The organism is Streptomyces sp. ISL-100 (assembly GCF_018614615.1).
Classification (GTDB): Bacteria; Actinomycetota; Actinomycetes; order Streptomycetales; family Streptomycetaceae; genus Streptomyces.
Map to the genome: position 1 here is coordinate 95,668 of NZ_JAGGOK010000004.1, position 16,138 is coordinate 111,805.

Genomic DNA, 16,138 nt, shown 5'->3' on the forward strand with positions numbered 1-16,138 from the left:
TCATGAGGTCGATGAACCGGGAGCGCACAGGGCGCGCTGCCGTGGTTGGCGAGATCACGGAGCGCGCCGTCGGCGGAGTCACTACTCCACAGCCGGAACCAGCCCTGTGGCCGGCGTAAGCATGCCGGTGAACTGCTGAAGCTCGTTGAGCTTGTGCAGTTGGCCAAGGCTCTTGAGCTGACCGGTGACGCTCGGCACCTCGTCCCGGCGCTCGGCCGGCACGGCGAGCGCACCGAGCTTGTCGAGCTCCTTGGGGACGTCCAGCCTGTACTGGCGGTCGGAGGACTCGGCCGCAGACGCGCCAGGGGCGGCGAGTGCTGAGACGCCGGCAGCGAGGGCTGCGACGGCGAGGACGCTCTTTGCTTTGATCATGCCCTGGGCAACGGCCGACACCGCCCACGGACACGGCTGCCCGTCGCCCATCACCCACAAGCTCTAGTTAGTCGCTTGTCGCCGTCCGGGACGAGACCAGCACGCCGATCTTGTCGATGCGATGCTCGGGGTTGCCCTTGTCGTCACGCCAGAAGTTCCCGGCCGCGTCATCCTCCGGCGTCGCGCAGGTGGAGACAGTGATCATTACTTTGGTCGCCTCCTTGCCCGGCGATCCCGGAACCGCGGCCCGCTGCTCCGCCAGTGACCGCTCGGAGCGGAAGGATGTCCACCTGGTGTCGGTGATCTTGTACTCGTACACCTTGCCGCCCGACCTCACGAAGACGGAATCGCCCTTGTCGACGGACGGGAGGTCACGCAGCGGCCCTCCAGAGGAGAGGCGGTGTGCCGTGACCAGGTAGTTGCCGACCTCGCCGGGCCCGACACCGCCATCGTCGCCGTACGGACTGGCGGCCACACCACGGTTCTGGATGCGCGTACCGGGCCAGTCGTCGGTCGTCCCCTCGTACGGGACGACGCGCAGGTCCTTCACGCCGATCGACGGGATGCCAAGCAGTGCCGTCTCACTGCGCGTGCTGCTCTTGCGCACAACCGGCTCGGCAGAGGACGAGGAGGGGGCCGGCTCAACGGCCGTCGCCGACGCCACGGCGGTGGTGCCGGGCGATTGCGCCGCGACGGGAGCCGCCGCGGGCTTGTCCGCCGCGCGATCGGCGGCACCGGTGGCCCCGGTAGCACAGCCGACCAGCACGGCGATGAGTGCGCCTGCGAACACGGCGGGAAGGAGGCGGGGAGTCAGCATGGCATTCCGGATGGCAGAGGATGCCGGGCAACGCCTCAGGGAGACGGCAGCCGGCTTTCACATCAAAACAACGCAAGCCGGTCGGGTGTTCCCGCCAGGAACCATAGCCGAATAAATCACACGTAGGTTCGATATTTCTTCAGGATCGCGCTGCGTCCCGGCAATACAGAGTGTGTCGTGTGATGCTCGACGTGTGTGTGACCGATCCCCCGCGAGGAGACGGCGATGCCCAAACTGCGTGTGCACAACTTCACTATTTCGCTGGACGGCTTCGCCGCCGGACCGCATCAGCGCCGTGACGCACCGTTCGGGGACGGCGCCGACGGGTTGCACGACTGGATGTTCGCGACACGGACGATGTACGGCCCGGGCGGGGTGGAAGGGCTCGACAACGAATTCGTCGTCCGCAGCGAGGCCGGAATCGGTGCGACGATCATGGGCCGCAACATGTTCGGCCCGGTCCGCGGGCCGTGGCAGGACGAGTCATGGAAGGGCTGGTGGGGCGACAACCCGCCTTTTCACCATGATGTCTTCGTCCTGACCCACCACCTCCGGCCATCGCTGCCCATGGAAGGCGGCACGACCTTCCACTTCACCGACGGCAGCCCCGAGGCCGTTCTACGGCGGGCCTTCGAAGCGGCGGACGGGCAGGATGTGCGGCTCGGCGGAGGCGCCGCGACCATTCAGCAGTTCCTGCGCGCGGGGCTGGTCGATGAAATGCACGTCGTGATCGTGCCGATGTTCATTGGTGCCGGCGAGCGGCTCTTCGACAACCTGTCCGGGGGCTTGGACGGTTACGAGGTCGTCGAGCTGACCAGCTCGCAGGCGGTCACCCACGCCGTCGTCAAGCGACGGTGAACACGCGGACGGCCTCCCGCCCGCGGTCAGGGGCTGGTGATCCACCGCAGGACAGTCGTGATGGTGGTGTCGTCGAGTTCGCTGAGGACGTTGATGGCTTCAAGGTCCCCGGGGAATGGTGCGATCCCGGTGGTGGTCAGCGCGGCATGGAGGTCCAGACGGCGCTTGTCGGACGCCCCCAGGACGAAAGGCAGCCGCTGTTCGGGGGCCGGGGCCGGCTGCAGGGAGCGGCCGTCGGCCCGTCGACAACTCCTCCGGCATGGGGCTGGTCAAAGTCTTCCAAACCGTGGAAGCGGTACGGGTCGAGCGCCCACCGCGGCGTCGTGAACGGGATTGCGGGAACCTGTGTGCTGCTCATCGGAACCTCCAGGGTGTCGTCTCTGAGCAGCAGGAGTCCCGTAAGGCGATGCCCAGTTGCATGCGAGGCCACAAACCACCCGAACGTCCCCAATGGCATCTCGTCACACCGCAGGGAAGTCAGTAAAGGACGGAGGGGAGATACGCCCCGGCGGGCTCGTTGTACAGCCCGATCGTCATCAGGCTCATCAGTTGAACCACCTTGAGGCCGTTTCCCAGGCACCACTGGAGCAGCGCGCTGTTGGACGCGGGAACAAGGATGCCGGGGCCGCCGAAGGCGGGCGCCGCACCGATGAGTGCCCTGATGTCCTCGGTGCTCTCGCCGACCGCGTGCGCGAAGAAGGACAGATCCGTGGCGTAGCCCGTGATCCGTCCGCCGTGCTCGGTCACGCGGGCTGTGCCCGTCTTGAGCGCGTCGGCGAGTTCACCGCCGCGATCGGCCCCGTGGACCTTCCGGCATACCTCGTTGCAGGCCGCCATATCGGCATCCGTGGCCGGGCGCACCTCGTACCCCGGCACGGTCCCTCCGATCGGCCGGCCCTGCAGGCAGGCCACTGTCTCGCGGAACTCGAACCCGAGACCGGCGTAGAGCGCGAACGACCGTGAGTGGTATCCGCTCTGGAGCAGTCGGATGCCGGGCGCACTGCGCTCGGCGGCCCGCCGCATGACGTCCTCCATGAGGCGGCGCCCCACGCCGCCGTTCTGGGCGGTGGGGTCCACGGTGACCGGCCCGACGCCGACGACGGGCGACCGTTCGTCGAGGAAGTTGCTGCCGACGATCCGGCCGTCGAGCTCGGCGACGACACTGTAGAACCCTGGGTGGCTCAGCAGCGTCTCCGCCATACCGGCGGCCGCCTCCGCTGCCGGGACATCGGAGGGGAATCCGTGCTGACGGGCGATTTCCGAGAAGGCCTCGAAGCAGATCCTCCCGCACTCTGCGGCATCGTCCGCCCTTCCGGGGCGCAGTGCGAGATCCACGGATACAACTCCCCTTCTCTCAGGCCAGGGCTCTCCTTCCATCAAACGCTTCGGCCGCGCCAACGGCAATACGGCCGCCCGCCGGGCCCCGCCCCGCCCGCTCGCAGCCACGGGCTCAGGCCGGACGTACCTGAACCGCCGCCGCGGGATCCTGATGCCCGCCACTGGCGAGCATCCGCACCTCGTCACGGTCGCTTATCTCGGCCAGGACGATGCCCGTGTCATCCGCGTACACCGGGTGACCACCAGGCCCACTCCGATCCGTACGGTGCACTTCCACGACATCCGCAGCCTCTGGAACGGCTGCGGGTGCGCCTGGGTGCGTGAACACCAACTCGTAGTGATCAGACCTGCCCATGTCGCCTCCTCGGTGAGAAGCCGTTACGCCGCACACATGCATCCATAGTCGCGCATTACGGACAGGGCGGCCGCACCTCAGATGTGGAGCTCGGGCGGGAATCCGGTCCAGCGCAGTTCCGCGGGCAGGTGCCGCATGTCGTTGCAGACGAGCACGGAGGACGGCCTGCCGGGCGCATAGCGGATGACCGTCAGAGCCGCGTTGCCGTGGTTGAGACCCATCCAGCGCCACTGGGGCGCGTCGTGGGCGGCCCGGACCAGCCAGCCGATGAGGAAGTTGTGGGTGATGACCAGTTCATGACGAGGCTCGCCACCCTCCACCGGTCCCGCGAACGTCGCGAGTGCCTCCCTGGCAAGCGCCGGACCACGCTCACGCTCACCGTCCGGAAACTGCGCGAGGAAGCTGAGCATGCGGTCGGCCGAATCCGGCGGCAGCTCCCGCTTCCGCGGCAGGTAGGGGATGTAGTCCCCGGCCGGTTCGCACTGGTGCAGTGGTACGCCGACGAGCTGCTCGCCGATCAGCCGAGCCGTCTGCGCCGCGCGAGGCAGCGGACCGTGATGGATCGCGGACAGGGGCGTATTCCGGAGCCGTTCACCGAGCAGAACGGCTTGGCGACGTCCCTTTTCGGTCAGAGCTGTCTCATCCGGTGACGCCTCACCGTGCCGGGCGAGGTAGAGGTACCGAGCGGCCGTGCCGTCCGTCATGTCCGAGGCCCCTTGAGAACGTCTTTGATCTTGCGCATCGGGGACATTGACGCGAGAGTCCTCACCCTCGGTTCCCGGGGCGCGCGGCCCCACAAATCCCGTCGACGCCGACGTGTCCCGCCGCCTACGCTCGACCGTATGAGCAGCAACGGAACGGTCCGGAGGCCGCTGGTAGCCGTGCTCAGCGGGGCCGGGATCTCCACGGATTCCGGCATCCCCGACTACCGGGGGCCGAACGGCCTGTGGCGACGCGATCCGGAGGCCGAGAAGCTCGTTACGTACGACTTCTACATGGCCGACCCGGACGTCCGGCGCCGCGCCTGGCGCATGCGCGTCGACAGTCCCGCGCTGCGGGCCCAGCCGAACGACGCGCACCAGGCGATCGCCGAGCTGGAACGCTCGGGGGTTCCGGTCAGGGTCCTGACCCAGAACGTCGACGGGCTGCACCAGCTCGCCGGTCTGCCTGCCCGCAAGGTGCTCGAACTGCACGGGACGGCCCGGTCGTCGGTGTGCACCGGCTGCCACAGCCGCTCCCCGATGGAGGAGACGCTGGCGCGGGTGCGGGCAGGCGAGGAAGACCCGCCGTGTCGCACGTGCGGGGGCATCCTCAAGTCGGCCACGGTGATGTTCGGGCAGCGGCTCGACCCCGTGGTGATAGCTGAGGCCTTGGCGATCGCCAAGGCGAGCGACGTCTTCGTGGCCGTCGGCACAAGCCTCAAGGTCCAGCCGGCCGCGTCACTGGCGGGGATCGCCGCGGAGTACGGCGCACGGCTCGTCGTCGTCAATGCCGAGCCGACGCCTTACGACGAACTGGCCGACGAGGTCGTGCGCGAGCCCATCGGGACGGCGCTGCCCGCCCTGTTGAAGGGCTTGGCCGCCTGAGGGCTGCCCCGCCCGTACCGCTCGGGCTACCAGCGCATCGCCGTCGCGCGCACAGAGCTGAAGTCCATCGCCTGCTCGACCTCCCGGAGCGTCTCCTCGGCGGCCTGGCGTACCTCGGCAGGTACATCGCCCCGCTCCTCTACGAGGCCTGCATAGATTGGTGCCTCGGCACGGTTTGCGGAACTCACGTCGAAGAGGGCCCTTCAAGTCGGTACGCGCGGCTTCTGGCGGCAGCCAGAACGGAGGACGAGTGTAGGCGCTCTGTGGAGCGCCGGAGCAGGCCGCCCCCGTGCCCGGTCTCCGTGCCCCGCAGCCTACGGCGTGCCTGCGGCGAGGCTCATGGCAGGTGCCAAGTCGTCTCCGAACGGAGGCCGCGACCTAACGGCTCCCACACCTGTCCGGCATGACCGGCCCCCAAACCTCTCCCCCTCTACGTTTTTCCAAGATACGGAATATATTTTCCACTGAGCGCATCAGGGGGAGGAATCGCATCATGGTGATCGACAGCGCACTGCCACGCCGAGCGGCTGCCGAGCTGATAGGGACCGCGGCCCTGGTGACCGTGATCATTGGTTCCGGCCTCCAGGCCGCCGGCCTCAGCCAGGACACGGGAGTCCAGCTCCTCGCCAACGCACTGGCCTCGGCGGTCGGGCTCGGCCTGCTGATCGTCCTGCTCGCCCCGGTCTCAGGGGCCCACCTCAACCCGGTGATCACACTCTTCGCGTGGTGGTCGCAGCGACGCGGCGAGACCCCCTTCAGCCGCCACGCGGTCGCCCTCTACATCACCGCGCAGCTGACCGGGGCCGTCGCAGGAGCTCTGCTGGCCGAGACGATGTTCGGCCGGACGCCCGGCGTCTGGTCCACCCAAGTACGGTCGGCCGGCCATCTCCTGGTCGGCGAAACGGTCGCCACGGCCGGGCTTGTGCTGGTGGTGTACGGGCTGGACCGCATCGGCCGCGCGCAGCTTGCCCCGGTCGCGGTCGCTTCGTACATCGGCGCGGCGATCTGGTTCACGTCGTCGGGATCCTTCTCCAACCCCGCCGCGACGGTGGGCCGGGCGCTCACGGACTCTGCCACCGGCATCGCCCCCGCGTCACTCCCCGGCTTCATCGCCGCCCAACTCCTCGGCGGCCTTCTCGGCGCGGGCTTGGCGGCCATCCTGTACGGACGGTCCGCAGCCTGCTCTGTGGCTCATCGGCCGCCGGAGACCCTCACGACCGTGCCGGTGGTGTACGAGGCGTCGGCCGACAGGAGCCAGGCGACGGCGCCGGCGACCTCGGAGGGCTCGCCCGGGCGGCCGAGGGGGATCTGAGCGGCAGCCTTGGCCGGGCGGTCGGCATCCCCCATGGCGGAATGCATCTGCGTGTTGATGATGCCGGGTGCGACGGCGTTGACCCTGATGCCGTCCGGGCCGAGCTCCTTGGCCAGGCCGACAGTCAGGGCGTCGGTGGCCGCCTTGGTCGCGGCGTAGTGGACATAGTCGCCGGGGCTGCCGAGCGTGGCGGCCGCGGAGGAGATGTTGACGATGGAGCCGGACTCCGCCATGTCCCGGGCGGCTCGGCGGCAACACAGCAGGTAGCCGAGCAGGTTGACCTCCAACACCCGTCGCAGATCCTCGGTGCGGGCATCAGCGAGTCTGCCCAGCGGGCCGGTCACACCCGCGTTGTTGACCAGCCCGGTCACCTGACCGAGGTCGGCCGCGGCGGTGTCGAACAGCCGCTCCACGTCCGCCTCCTCGGAGGTGTCCACCCGCACCGTGACGCAGCGCGCCCCTGCCGCCCGCACGGCGGACGCGGTCTCCTCGGCTGCCGCCCTGTTGGCGACGTACCCCAGGGCAAGGTCATGTCCGTCCTCCGCCAGCCGGACGCATGTCGCAGCGCCGATGCCTCGACTGCCGCCTGTGACGATGGTGACCGGACGTGACATGGGCTGCCTCCTGGGATCGCTGGTATGACCATGGTTCGGCCAAGTCATACCTCAACCCCGCCCGCACGTCCTCAGGGGGCCGGAGCCTCAACTTTCGTTGTGCGTACGCACCGACAGCCCTCGGCGCAGGCACTCGCCGAGGCGGACGGCGATCGTTCCTCCGGGATCCAGGCGGGGGTTGAAAATCGTGACGTCGAGGCCCCGGGCTCGTTCGTCGGCGAGCGCGGTCCGCAGCACAATCTCCAGTTCGAGCCAGGTCAGTCCGCCGGGAAGGCGGTAGTCGACGGCGGGCATGATCGCATCGTCCAGGATGTCCACGTCGAGGTGGACCCAGTACCCGGCCCTTTCATCGTCGGCGCTTGCACCACCGGCGCTTGCACCACCGGTCCGAGCGCCGGCAAGCCGGTCGACCGCCCGGCGCGCCGCCGCGGCGGCTCCGACCGCGCGTACCCCGTCGAAGTCGATCGCGTGCAGCCGTGGCGGCAGAGGCTGCATCCCGGCCTCGCCGGACTCTGCGGCGTCACGGAAGCCGAAGGCGACGACGTCCTCGTCCCGCACGAGCGGCCCGCGGCCTTCGAGGTCGGCGAGCAACGCAGGGCCGCGCCCCGTCGCCAGGGCGAGTTCCATCGACGCGGCCTCGCCTGTCGGCTCCGCCGACGGCTGGTAGAAGTCGGTGTGGCCGTCGAGGAACAGCAGCCCGTAACGCCCGCTTCGTCGCAGAGCGAGGAGGTTGCCCAGCAGAATGCTGCAGTCACCGCCGAGGACTACGGGAAAGCGGCCACGGCCCAGGACGCTGCCGACCGTGTCCGCCAGTCGCACCGAGTACTGCGCGATGCCGACCGGGTTCAGGACCCCGGTGCCGGCGTCGCGCCTCGGGTCGTACGCCGGTGCTTCGACCCGGCCCGCCCTCACCGCCCCGAGGTGCGTGAGCAGACCGGCGTCGAGGAGAGCCGTCGGCAAGTCCTGTACTCCGGAAGGCCGCAGCCCGAGTACGGACGGCGCCTCGATGATCGCTGGTTGCCGCACCGCCGAACCCCTTCGGGCGGTTTCAGTACTGCTCCGCCGGCTCGATGTTCTGGTTGGCGTGGAAGAAGTTGTGCGGGTCGTACGTTCGCTTGATTGCCGCCAGCCTGTCGTAATGGCCTCGGTAACTGGCCCGCACCCGGTCCTGGCTCTCCGCGCCCATGAAGTTCACGTACCCGGCGCCCATGGACTGCGGTTGCAGTTCCTCCCAGTAGTCCACGCACCACTGCTTGACAGCCTCGGCATTGGCAGGGTCCGGGTCGACGCCGGCGATGACACCGGACCAGACGGCGTCCCGGTAGCTCCACGCGGTGCGGTCCGGGTCGACGCGGCTCGCGGCCCCGTCCACCGGGTAGAGGTGCATGATCGACAGATCGGTCGGGAGGCTCTCGCCGTACTTGATGTGCACGTCCATGGCTTCGTCCGTGATCCGGTCGAAGAAGTGGCCGCGCCAGTACCACTGCAGGCCTGCGGGGATCAGTGCGTCGAACATGCCGTTCAGCGCGGGGTAGGGCATCGGTGACGCGAAGTGGAAGGCCGGCGGGCCCGGCTGATTCACGACCGCGAGGGTCTCCTCCAGGCGGTCCAAGTCCCCTGTCCAGCACCACACCACTCCGCACATCTTGTGGCCGTGAATCTCTTCCGGGAAGGGCGGGCCGGGCGGCACAGTGAGCAACGCGAAAAAGCCGTTCAGATCGTCGGGCGCCTGCGGGATGAAGTCGCGATACCAGCGCAGCACCTCGCGGGTGCTGTCGACGGGCCACACGGTGACCCCGACGCCCACGGTGTCCACCGGATGGAGCCGGAAGCTGAACGACGTGACGATGCCGAAGTTCCCGCCGCCGCCGCGCAGGGCCCAGAAGAGGTCCTGGTTCTCCGTCTCGCTCGCGGTAACGAAGCTGCCGTCGGCCAGCACGACGTCCGCCGCCAGCAAATTGTCCGCCGTAAGTCCGTACTTGCGGGTGAGGTAGCCGTGACCGCCGCCGAGGGTCAGGCCCCCGACCCCCGTCGTGGACACCACGCCGGCGGGGGTGGCCAGACCGAAGCCGTGGGCGGCATGGTCGAGATCGCCGAGCTGACTGCCGCCGCCGACCCGCGCGGCCTTCGCGGTGGGGTCGACGCGCACCCAGCGCATGGGCGACAGGTCGATGGTGACGCCGTCTTCCACCAGGCCGAAGCCGGGGCCGCTGTGCCCGCCGCCCCGGACAGCTACTTCGAGGCCGTTGTCCCGGATGAAATTGACCGCCTCCATGACGTCGGCCGCGTCCGAGCAGCGCACTATGGCCGCCGGGCGGCGGTCGATCATGGCGTTGTAGATCTTGCGGGACTCGTTGTACTCCGGATCCTGCGGACTGATGACCGGGCCGCGCAGGGCGGTCCTCATCGCTTCCAGAGTTGTGCCGTCCATGGCCATCTCCCTGCCGAGACGCGGAACCGCTTCCCACCCGGCCTCTCCTCTGTCCGCTGCGGGGGCCGCCGGTGAGCGGTTGTGCGCCGGCGGCCCGGCACCTCGTCGGCCATGCCGTAGGCGGATCGCATGCCGGAGGGCCGACATATCCAGCGTCCCGCCGGTCCATGGGCTTCGCAATTCCTTGCCGGGAGGTGCCCGGGACCGGCGAGGAGAGCACCATGAAGGCATGGACGGACGCATGGACGCGGGTGCGGAAGGCATCAGCGCGCCAGGACGCATCGCTGAGCCCGCCGAGGGCATCAGTCTGGAGGAACTGGCGCTCGCGGCCCGTAATCACGGTCTGCCGCTGGAGGCTCTGCGCTACGACGTCACCCCGCCCGGACTGCACTACGTTCTCGTCCACTACGACATCCCCGCCGCCCGTTCCGAGAACTGGCGGCTCGTCGTGAACGGCCGGGTGCGGACACCGCTGACCCTGGACATGGAGACGCTGCGCTCCTTCCCGGCGGTCACCCACCGCGTGACCATGGAGTGCGCGGGCAACGGCCGGGCCCGGCTTGTACCCCGGCCCGTCAGCCAGCCGTGGCTGGTGGAGGCGGTCGGGACCGCCGAGTGGACCGGGGTGCCACTGCGCCTGCTGCTCGCCGAGGCCGGGGTGGAACCGGACGCCGTCGAGGCCGTCTTCGGCGGAGCCGACCACGGTATCGAGCGCGGCGTCGAGCAGGACTACCGGCGGAGTCTGCCGCTGGCGGTGGCCAGGGGCAGCGATCCGGAAGTGCTGGTGGCGTACGGCATGAATGGACGACCCCTGCCGCCGCAGCACGGCCATCCGCTGCGACTGGTGGTTCCCGGCTGGTACGGCATGGCGCACGTGAAGTGGCTCCGCGAGATCACCCTCACCGACGCCCCGTTCACCGGCTTCCAGCAGGCGGTGGCCTACCGCTACCGGCAGGAGGCCGAAGACCCGGGCGAGCCGGTCACCCGGATCGCGCCGCGGGCTCTCATGGTCCCGCCGGGATTCCCTGACTTCATGTCCAGGGTCCGCGTCGTTCGGCCCGGTCAGGTGCGGCTGGAGGGCCGGGCGTGGTCCGGGTACGCGCCGGTCGCGAAGGTCGAGGCGAGTACGGACGGCGGCCAGACCTGGAGTGAGGCCGAGCTTGCCCCGCCGGACGAGAACACCTGGGCCTGGCGGCGGTGGCAGACGTCCTGGACGGCGACGCCGGGCAGCCACGTGCTCAGCGCCCGGACCACCGATGCGCAGGGCAACACCCAGCCCCTCGACCAGCCGTGGAACCGGGGTGGCTTCGGCAACAACCTCGTACAGCAGATCTCTGTCGTCTGCCTGCGGAAATGACGCGCCGACGCGGCCTGTCCGTACGCCGGTGTCTCATCCCGTTCGGTCAAGGAATTCGGCGATGAGCGGTGCGATCTCGGGAAGTTTGTCCTCCAGGGCGAAGTGGCCGGTGTCGAAGACGTGCAGTTCGGCATCGGGCAGGTCGGTCAGATAGGCGTGGGCCCCGGCCTCGGGGAAGAACATGTCGTTGCTGCCCCAGAGAATCAGGGCCGGCGGGGTGTGCTCGCGCAGCCAGGCCTGCCATCGCGGGTAGAGCGCCAGGTTGCTGCGGTAGTCGAAGGCCAGGGCGACTTGGGCCTCCTTGCGGCCCGGCAGGTCGAGGAAGTGCTGGTCGAGGGTCCAGCCGTCGGGGGCGACGAGGTGCGGCTCGGCGGTGCCTCCCTCGTACTGGCCCCGGGTGGCCGGCAGGGTCAGGAGGTCGCGGACGGTCTTCTCCGCGCCGGGATCCCGCGGACGCAGCGCGATGAAGCCGCGGGCGGCGTCGGAGAGGCCCTCTGCGTACGCGTTGCCGTTCTGCACGACCAGGCCGGCGATCCATTCGGGGTGGCGGGTCGCAAGCCGGAAGCCGACGGGAGCGCCGAAGTCGAAGACGTACACCACGAATCGGGTGAGTCCGAGCTGCTGGACGAAGCCTTCGGTGATGTCGGCGAGCCGGTCGAAGGTGTACGTGAAGTCCTCCGGAGCCTCGGTGTGTCCGAAACCGGGGTAGTCCGGGGCGATCAGCCGGTAGTGCGCACCCAGTACGTCCATCAGGCGGCGGAACTGGTGCGAGGCGGAGGGGAAGCCGTGCAGGAGTAACAGGACCGGCGCGTCCGGGCGTTGTGGGACCGACTCGCGGTAGAAGACCCGGGTCCCCTCGACATCGACGTGGCGGTGAAGTGTGCGCGGGACGGACGGAATCGTCATGTCACATGCCTCCGTGGCGAGTTGATGCATTAGTTCTACGGGGTGGCAAGCTAATGCGTCAACAGCTCTATGTAGCATTAGCCGCATGAGTGATACCGGACCGCTGACCGGCGAGCCCCTCGCCCTCGATCTCGTCAACACCCGCCCCCAGGAGGCCGACTTGCTGGGTACGCCCGCCCAGCTGCGGGCGTGGATCGACCTCCAGGGCGACCGGCTCGCGGAGGTTCAGTGTGCCGCCGGCGAAGCCGGACCGGCCGACCAGGACGCCGTACGAGCCGTCCGCGCCGTACGCGAGCACACCGCGGCCGCCATCCGCGGGCACCTGCTGGGGCAACCGCCGCCCGAGGCCGCGCTCCGCGCGCTCAATGACGCGCAGCGTGCGGCGCCGGCCGTACGCGAACTGGGATGGCAGGACGGTGTCTTCACCGCCGCGTCCCGCCGCACCGGGCCGCTCGCCGTACGGCTGGCCGCCCTGCTCGCGGAGGCCGCCACCGACCTCCTCGCCGGCCCGGCGATGGACCGGGTGCGGGCGTGCGAAGCCGAAGACTGCGTCTTGCTGTTCCTGCCCGCCCACCCCCGCCGCCGCTGGTGCTCCCCCACACGCTGCGGCAATCGGGCGCGCGTCGCCCGCTACTACCAGCGGCACAAGCCCGCGTGAGCGAAGCACCGCCGTACAGCAGGCCTCCGCGGGCGCGGCCGGGATGCGGCCCGCCGCCGGGCGCCCGACCATTGAAGCCGGAGCGCCGCAGGGCACCGCACCGCTGAAGTGGACGGACGTGTCAATGGACGACCTGGACCTGGACCGCGACCGCGACCGCAACCTCGACCTCGACCTCGACTACGGCACCACCGCGGGTGTCGCCCCAGACCCCGCCCGCACCGGCTTGGCAGAGGCCGCCAGACAGGCCCTGACCTCGACCGGAGTGCATCTGATGCCGCCGGACGCCGTGACAGCTTGTACGGGAACGGACCAGCATGCCTGGGAGCGCTTCCGCGCACATTGGGAAAACCTGTCACCCGACAGATACGCGGCCGAAAGCGGCACATGCCGACTTCGTCGGTACGGGCACTTCTCCCTCGCGGCGGCCACGGGGGAACTGACCCTGCTGCCGCACATCCCGTTCGTACAGCCGCAGGACACCAATCCGCTCTACGTCCAGGTCGACCGCTACTTCGACCCGCTGACCGATGCCTTCGCGGCCGATCCCGTTCTGCGGTCCCTGATCAGGCTGCTGGGCGGCCTCGCGGCCTGCCTGGACCAGACGGGCGAATGGAGCGTGAAGGTACATCCCTTCCGTGTCATCGCCTCGGCCGACGGGCAGGGCGAGCCGACCCCCGAAGGGCTTCACCGGGACGGCGTCACACTCGTCTCCTCGCTCCTGGTCGGCCGGCGCAACGCCGACGGCGGCGAGAGCTCGGTGTTCGACCCGGACGGCAAGCAAGTGCTGGCGACGACGCTCAGCGAGCCGGGAACGCTGCTCCTCGGTGACGACCGCCGCACCCTGCACCAGGTATCGCCGATCCGACCGCTCGACCCCGGCCGGCCCGCGTATCGCGACGTCCTGGTCACGACCCTCACGCCCCGCTGAGCGAGGCACGCTCCCAGCGGCGCGGGCCTACCGCGCTGCGGCAGTCGCCGCGATGAGCTCGTCCACGACAGCGGCGGGCCCGGCCCCCGTGGCGGCCACGGCCCGCTGGCGCTGCGCGCCGCAGCCCCGGGCGGTCAGGCGCCGCAGGAACGCCGCCGCCTCGCCCATCTCCCCGTACTCCTCCAGAACGGGACTCACGTACTCGACGAGACGCTCCGCCTGCACCGAAGCCGGCAGGATCCGTCCGCTCAACGCGTCGACACCCTTGCCGGACCAGCCGTCCCGTGCCGCGCGCCAGTACGCGGCGCGCAGCAGTTCACCGGACGTACGAGGGCCTGGGTCGCCGCGTACGACCTTCGCCTCAGCCGTCACCACGAGCGCCCTGATGAGCGCCGTGAGAGCCACGGTGTCGTCGATGTCCGGCAGGACATCCATGGTGCGGATCTCCAGCGTCGGCAGTCGCGGGTTCGGCCGGACGTCCCAGAACGGCATGCCGGCTTCCAGCATGGCCTCCGAGTCGGCCATCGCCTCGGCGATCCGCTGGTGCTCTTCCAGCGACTCGGCGTACGGCGGCGGCCCCAGGCACGGGAACCCGCTCCTCATCACGGCACGCCAGCTCGCGTATCCGGTGTCGCGTCCCGTGTGGAAGGGCGAGTTGGCGCTCATCGCCACGAGGAGCGGCAGCCACGGCCTGAGGTGATTGGTGACCAGCACGGCGACTTCCCGGTCGGGCAGATGCACATGGGCGTGGAAGGCGCAGATGGCGAAGTCGTCGAGCAAGGCACGGTACTGGTCCGCGCCCGCCCGGTATCTCGGGTGGTCACCGATGTCGGCCGGTACTCCGCCTCCCATGACCGGGGTGCCGGACGCGCACAGGCGCAGGCCCTCCTCGCGGGCGGCCGCGACGGCCGCGGCGCGTACCCGCGTCAGTTCCTTGCGCAGCTCCTCGGGGCCCGAGCACGGGGGTGTCTTGCCCTCGATCTGGTACTGGGTGAATTCACCCGAGACCAGATCGCCCAGGACCGCGGAGGCCCGCGCCACGACGCGGGCACCCGCAGGCTGAACCTGACGCGTCCGGGGGTGGATGAGAAAGTACTCCTCCTCCACCCCCACCGTGGGCACCTGAGTGCCGGTTCGGCTTCCGGTTCCGGTTCCGGTTCCGGTTCCGGTCTCCGGGCTGTCGGCTCCCTGGTCATGAGTGTTCACGGCAACAGCATCACGCGGTTGGTCCGCGTGCGCACATCAGCGCTGTCGCGCGCGGTGGAGGTCGCGTATCAAGGCGATCTCGGCTCCGTGGTGCAGTAGTTCCTGGTTGACCCACCAGACAATGTCGATGAAGGGGTCGTCAGCGGTGGTGAATCTGCCGATCCGAACCCTGCCACAGGCAGCAGGACGCCCGCGTTTCAATTTTTCCGGCGGCGACGACCGGCTGGCCGGTCCCGGCGACGTGACCGGCCGGTGGCCTCTCGCACGCCTGAGGGCGCGGGGGCAGCCACCGGCCGGTGCCATACGCAGGGGCGGGCTACTTCGGGGGGTAAATGTCCCCGCCGCCCATGCTGCTTGCCTGCTCGCTCTGTTCCTTGAGGCGGCGGGCCTTGTCCTTGAGCCGCTTGCGCTGCTCCGGGTCAGCGGCACGTTCCGCGGCCTGGTCCACCTCCTGCGCCATCTGGCGCAACTGCTGGGCACGACCGCCGGACTCACCTGCAGCGCTCATGATCACTCCTCGGGTGACTGGAAAGAGCGGGCCGGACCAGCGAAACAGCGTCGGCGCATCCGCGCACTCCGAACGGTCACCCACCGCTATCCCCGCAGGCCAGAGCCTCCGGGTGCCAGGGGCGGCGGGCCCGCCTACGGTGGTGTACGTGCGCCTCCTGCTGACGTCCGACACTCATCTGCCCATACGCGCAAGGGAACTGCCCGCCGAACTCCTCGCGCAGGCACAGGAGGCCGATGTCGTGATACATGCCGGCGACTGGGTGGACGTGGCCGCCCTGGATCTGCTCGACGCGCACTCACGGCGCCTCATCGGGGTGTACGGCAACAACGACGGTCCGGAGCTGCGCGCCCGGCTGCCCGAAGTGGCGCGGGCGGAGCTCGGGGGGCTGCGCTTCGGCGTCGTACACGAAACCGGAGCCGCTCAGGGGCGGGAGCGCCGGTGCTCGGAGCGCTTTGGGGACCTGGATGTTCTGGTGTTCGGGCACAGTCACATTCCGTGGGACAGCACAGCCCCGGGCGGGCTGCGGTTGCTGAATCCGGGCTCGCCGACCGACCGGCGGCGACAGCCCTACTGCACCTACATGACCGCCGTCGCGGAGGACGGGCGGCTGAGCGAAGTACGCCTGCACCGCCTCCCGCCGCGCCGCTGACAGCGTGGCGCTCGCAGGTGCGGGTGCTTTCTGTCGCTATGTTCCATGCGGACAGTCGGAGGCGGGCTCCCCCACTCCTCCGCGAAGCCGCACCGGACGAGAGACGCGATGAGACTTCGTGCCACTGCCAGCCGGCGACTGGCCTTCCTGCTGACACTGGTCGCAGGGCTGGCCGTAACCCAGGCCCCCGAACCCGCGGCGTACGATCACGCGCTGTACGATCACGCGCTGTACGAT

The 16,138-nt window shown here is 69.7% G+C and carries 18 protein-coding genes and 2 pseudogenes; 7 read left to right on the plus strand and 13 right to left on the minus strand.

All coding sequences use genetic code 11. The features are described 5' to 3' along the window. Positions 1 to 81: 81 nt before the first annotated feature. Positions 82 to 423, minus strand: coding sequence for a hypothetical protein (locus tag J7E89_RS02695; RefSeq protein ID WP_214967788.1), 342 nt, complete (start codon positions 421 to 423; stop codon positions 82 to 84). Positions 424 to 439: 16 nt separating this feature from the next. Continuing rightward, entirely contained in the window at positions 440 to 1,189 is a 750-nt protein-coding gene (locus tag J7E89_RS02700; RefSeq protein WP_251060010.1) for a class E sortase, read from the minus strand. A gap of 225 nt (positions 1,190 to 1,414) precedes the next feature. Between J7E89_RS02700 and J7E89_RS02705 the strand changes: the two genes are divergently transcribed. After that, positions 1,415 to 2,047, plus strand: a complete 633-nt coding sequence (locus J7E89_RS02705) for a dihydrofolate reductase family protein (protein ID WP_214967791.1) — start codon at positions 1,415 to 1,417, stop codon at positions 2,045 to 2,047. Positions 2,048 to 2,524: 477 nt separating this feature from the next. Here the strand turns inward: J7E89_RS02705 and J7E89_RS02710 are convergent, their stop codons facing one another. The 3 genes from J7E89_RS02710 to J7E89_RS02720 form a co-directional block, all read right to left on the minus strand. Continuing rightward, positions 2,525 to 3,382: a GNAT family N-acetyltransferase gene (locus J7E89_RS02710; protein WP_214967793.1), complete on the minus strand. Its 858-nt coding sequence runs from the start codon at positions 3,380 to 3,382 to the stop codon at positions 2,525 to 2,527. Between the two features lie 115 nt (positions 3,383 to 3,497). Then, a complete protein-coding gene (locus tag J7E89_RS02715) occupies positions 3,498 to 3,740 on the minus strand; it encodes a DUF6296 family protein (protein WP_214967796.1) in 243 nt (80 codons plus the stop codon). Positions 3,741 to 3,817: 77 nt separating this feature from the next. Beyond that, positions 3,818 to 4,444, minus strand: a complete 627-nt coding sequence (locus J7E89_RS02720) for a histidine phosphatase family protein (protein ID WP_214967800.1) — start codon at positions 4,442 to 4,444, stop codon at positions 3,818 to 3,820. Between the two features lie 138 nt (positions 4,445 to 4,582). Between J7E89_RS02720 and J7E89_RS02725 the strand changes: the two genes are divergently transcribed. Then, positions 4,583 to 5,326, plus strand: coding sequence for a Sir2 family NAD-dependent protein deacetylase (locus J7E89_RS02725; protein ID WP_214967802.1), 744 nt, complete (start codon positions 4,583 to 4,585; stop codon positions 5,324 to 5,326). A 26-nt stretch (positions 5,327 to 5,352) separates the two neighbouring features. Here the strand turns inward: J7E89_RS02725 and J7E89_RS02730 are convergent, their stop codons facing one another. Further along, positions 5,353 to 5,514, minus strand: a complete 162-nt coding sequence (locus tag J7E89_RS02730; protein ID WP_167367980.1) for a hypothetical protein — start codon at positions 5,512 to 5,514, stop codon at positions 5,353 to 5,355. Between the two features lie 305 nt (positions 5,515 to 5,819). On the opposite strand from J7E89_RS02730, the pseudogene J7E89_RS02735 reads away from it, so the two are divergent. Then, positions 5,820 to 6,329: pseudogene (locus J7E89_RS02735) on the plus strand (aquaporin); the annotation flags it as partial. A 188-nt stretch (positions 6,330 to 6,517) separates the two neighbouring features. Here the strand turns inward: J7E89_RS02735 and J7E89_RS40495 are convergent. The 3 genes from J7E89_RS40495 to J7E89_RS02745 form a co-directional block, all read right to left on the minus strand. After that, a complete protein-coding gene (locus J7E89_RS40495) occupies positions 6,518 to 7,252 on the minus strand; it encodes an SDR family NAD(P)-dependent oxidoreductase (protein WP_251060012.1) in 735 nt (244 codons plus the stop codon). A gap of 87 nt (positions 7,253 to 7,339) precedes the next feature. Beyond that, on the minus strand, positions 7,340 to 8,278 hold the full coding sequence (locus J7E89_RS02740; protein ID WP_214967806.1) for an arginase family protein: 939 nt from the start codon (positions 8,276 to 8,278) through the stop codon (positions 7,340 to 7,342). Between the two features lie 22 nt (positions 8,279 to 8,300). Then, on the minus strand, positions 8,301 to 9,683 hold the full coding sequence (locus J7E89_RS02745) for an FAD-binding oxidoreductase (RefSeq protein WP_214967808.1): 1,383 nt from the start codon (positions 9,681 to 9,683) through the stop codon (positions 8,301 to 8,303). 229 nt (positions 9,684 to 9,912) lie between these two features. Here J7E89_RS02745 and J7E89_RS02750 point away from each other — a divergent pair, with 229 nt between their 5' ends. After that, positions 9,913 to 11,040: a sulfite oxidase gene (locus J7E89_RS02750; RefSeq protein ID WP_214967811.1), complete on the plus strand. Its 1,128-nt coding sequence runs from the start codon at positions 9,913 to 9,915 to the stop codon at positions 11,038 to 11,040. A 33-nt stretch (positions 11,041 to 11,073) separates the two neighbouring features. Here J7E89_RS02750 and J7E89_RS02755 read toward each other — a convergent pair whose 3' ends face one another. Next, positions 11,074 to 11,946 (minus strand): alpha/beta fold hydrolase, encoded by an 873-nt coding sequence (locus tag J7E89_RS02755; RefSeq protein WP_214967814.1) that lies wholly within the window; start codon positions 11,944 to 11,946, stop codon positions 11,074 to 11,076. Positions 11,947 to 12,031: 85 nt separating this feature from the next. Between J7E89_RS02755 and J7E89_RS02760 the strand changes: the two genes are divergently transcribed. Together J7E89_RS02760 and J7E89_RS02765 are read left to right on the plus strand one after the other, a co-directional pair. Beyond that, complete coding sequence (locus J7E89_RS02760; protein ID WP_214967816.1) at positions 12,032 to 12,604, plus strand: ABATE domain-containing protein; 573 nt, start codon at positions 12,032 to 12,034, stop codon at positions 12,602 to 12,604. A 124-nt stretch (positions 12,605 to 12,728) separates the two neighbouring features. Continuing rightward, the gene (locus tag J7E89_RS02765) at positions 12,729 to 13,535 is read left to right on the plus strand and encodes a 2OG-Fe dioxygenase family protein (protein WP_214967819.1); all 807 of its coding nucleotides are present in this window, start codon (positions 12,729 to 12,731) and stop codon (positions 13,533 to 13,535) included. Positions 13,536 to 13,562: 27 nt separating this feature from the next. Here the strand turns inward: J7E89_RS02765 and J7E89_RS02770 are convergent, their stop codons facing one another. From J7E89_RS02770 to J7E89_RS02775, 3 genes and pseudogenes are all read right to left on the minus strand, one after another. Beyond that, positions 13,563 to 14,741, minus strand: coding sequence for a glutamate--cysteine ligase (locus J7E89_RS02770; protein WP_308315306.1), 1,179 nt, complete (start codon positions 14,739 to 14,741; stop codon positions 13,563 to 13,565). Between the two features lie 36 nt (positions 14,742 to 14,777). Further along, positions 14,778 to 14,885, minus strand: a pseudogene (locus J7E89_RS40500) (DinB family protein); the annotation flags it as partial. A gap of 172 nt (positions 14,886 to 15,057) precedes the next feature. Further along, positions 15,058 to 15,249 carry a DUF6381 family protein gene (locus J7E89_RS02775; RefSeq protein ID WP_214967821.1) on the minus strand — a complete coding sequence of 64 codons (192 nt, stop codon included), beginning with the start codon at positions 15,247 to 15,249 and terminating at the stop codon, positions 15,058 to 15,060. Between the two features lie 148 nt (positions 15,250 to 15,397). Here J7E89_RS02775 and J7E89_RS02780 point away from each other — a divergent pair, with 148 nt between their 5' ends. Further along, positions 15,398 to 15,901, plus strand: a complete 504-nt coding sequence (locus J7E89_RS02780; protein WP_214967823.1) for a metallophosphoesterase — start codon at positions 15,398 to 15,400, stop codon at positions 15,899 to 15,901. Positions 15,902 to 16,138 lie beyond the last annotated feature (237 nt).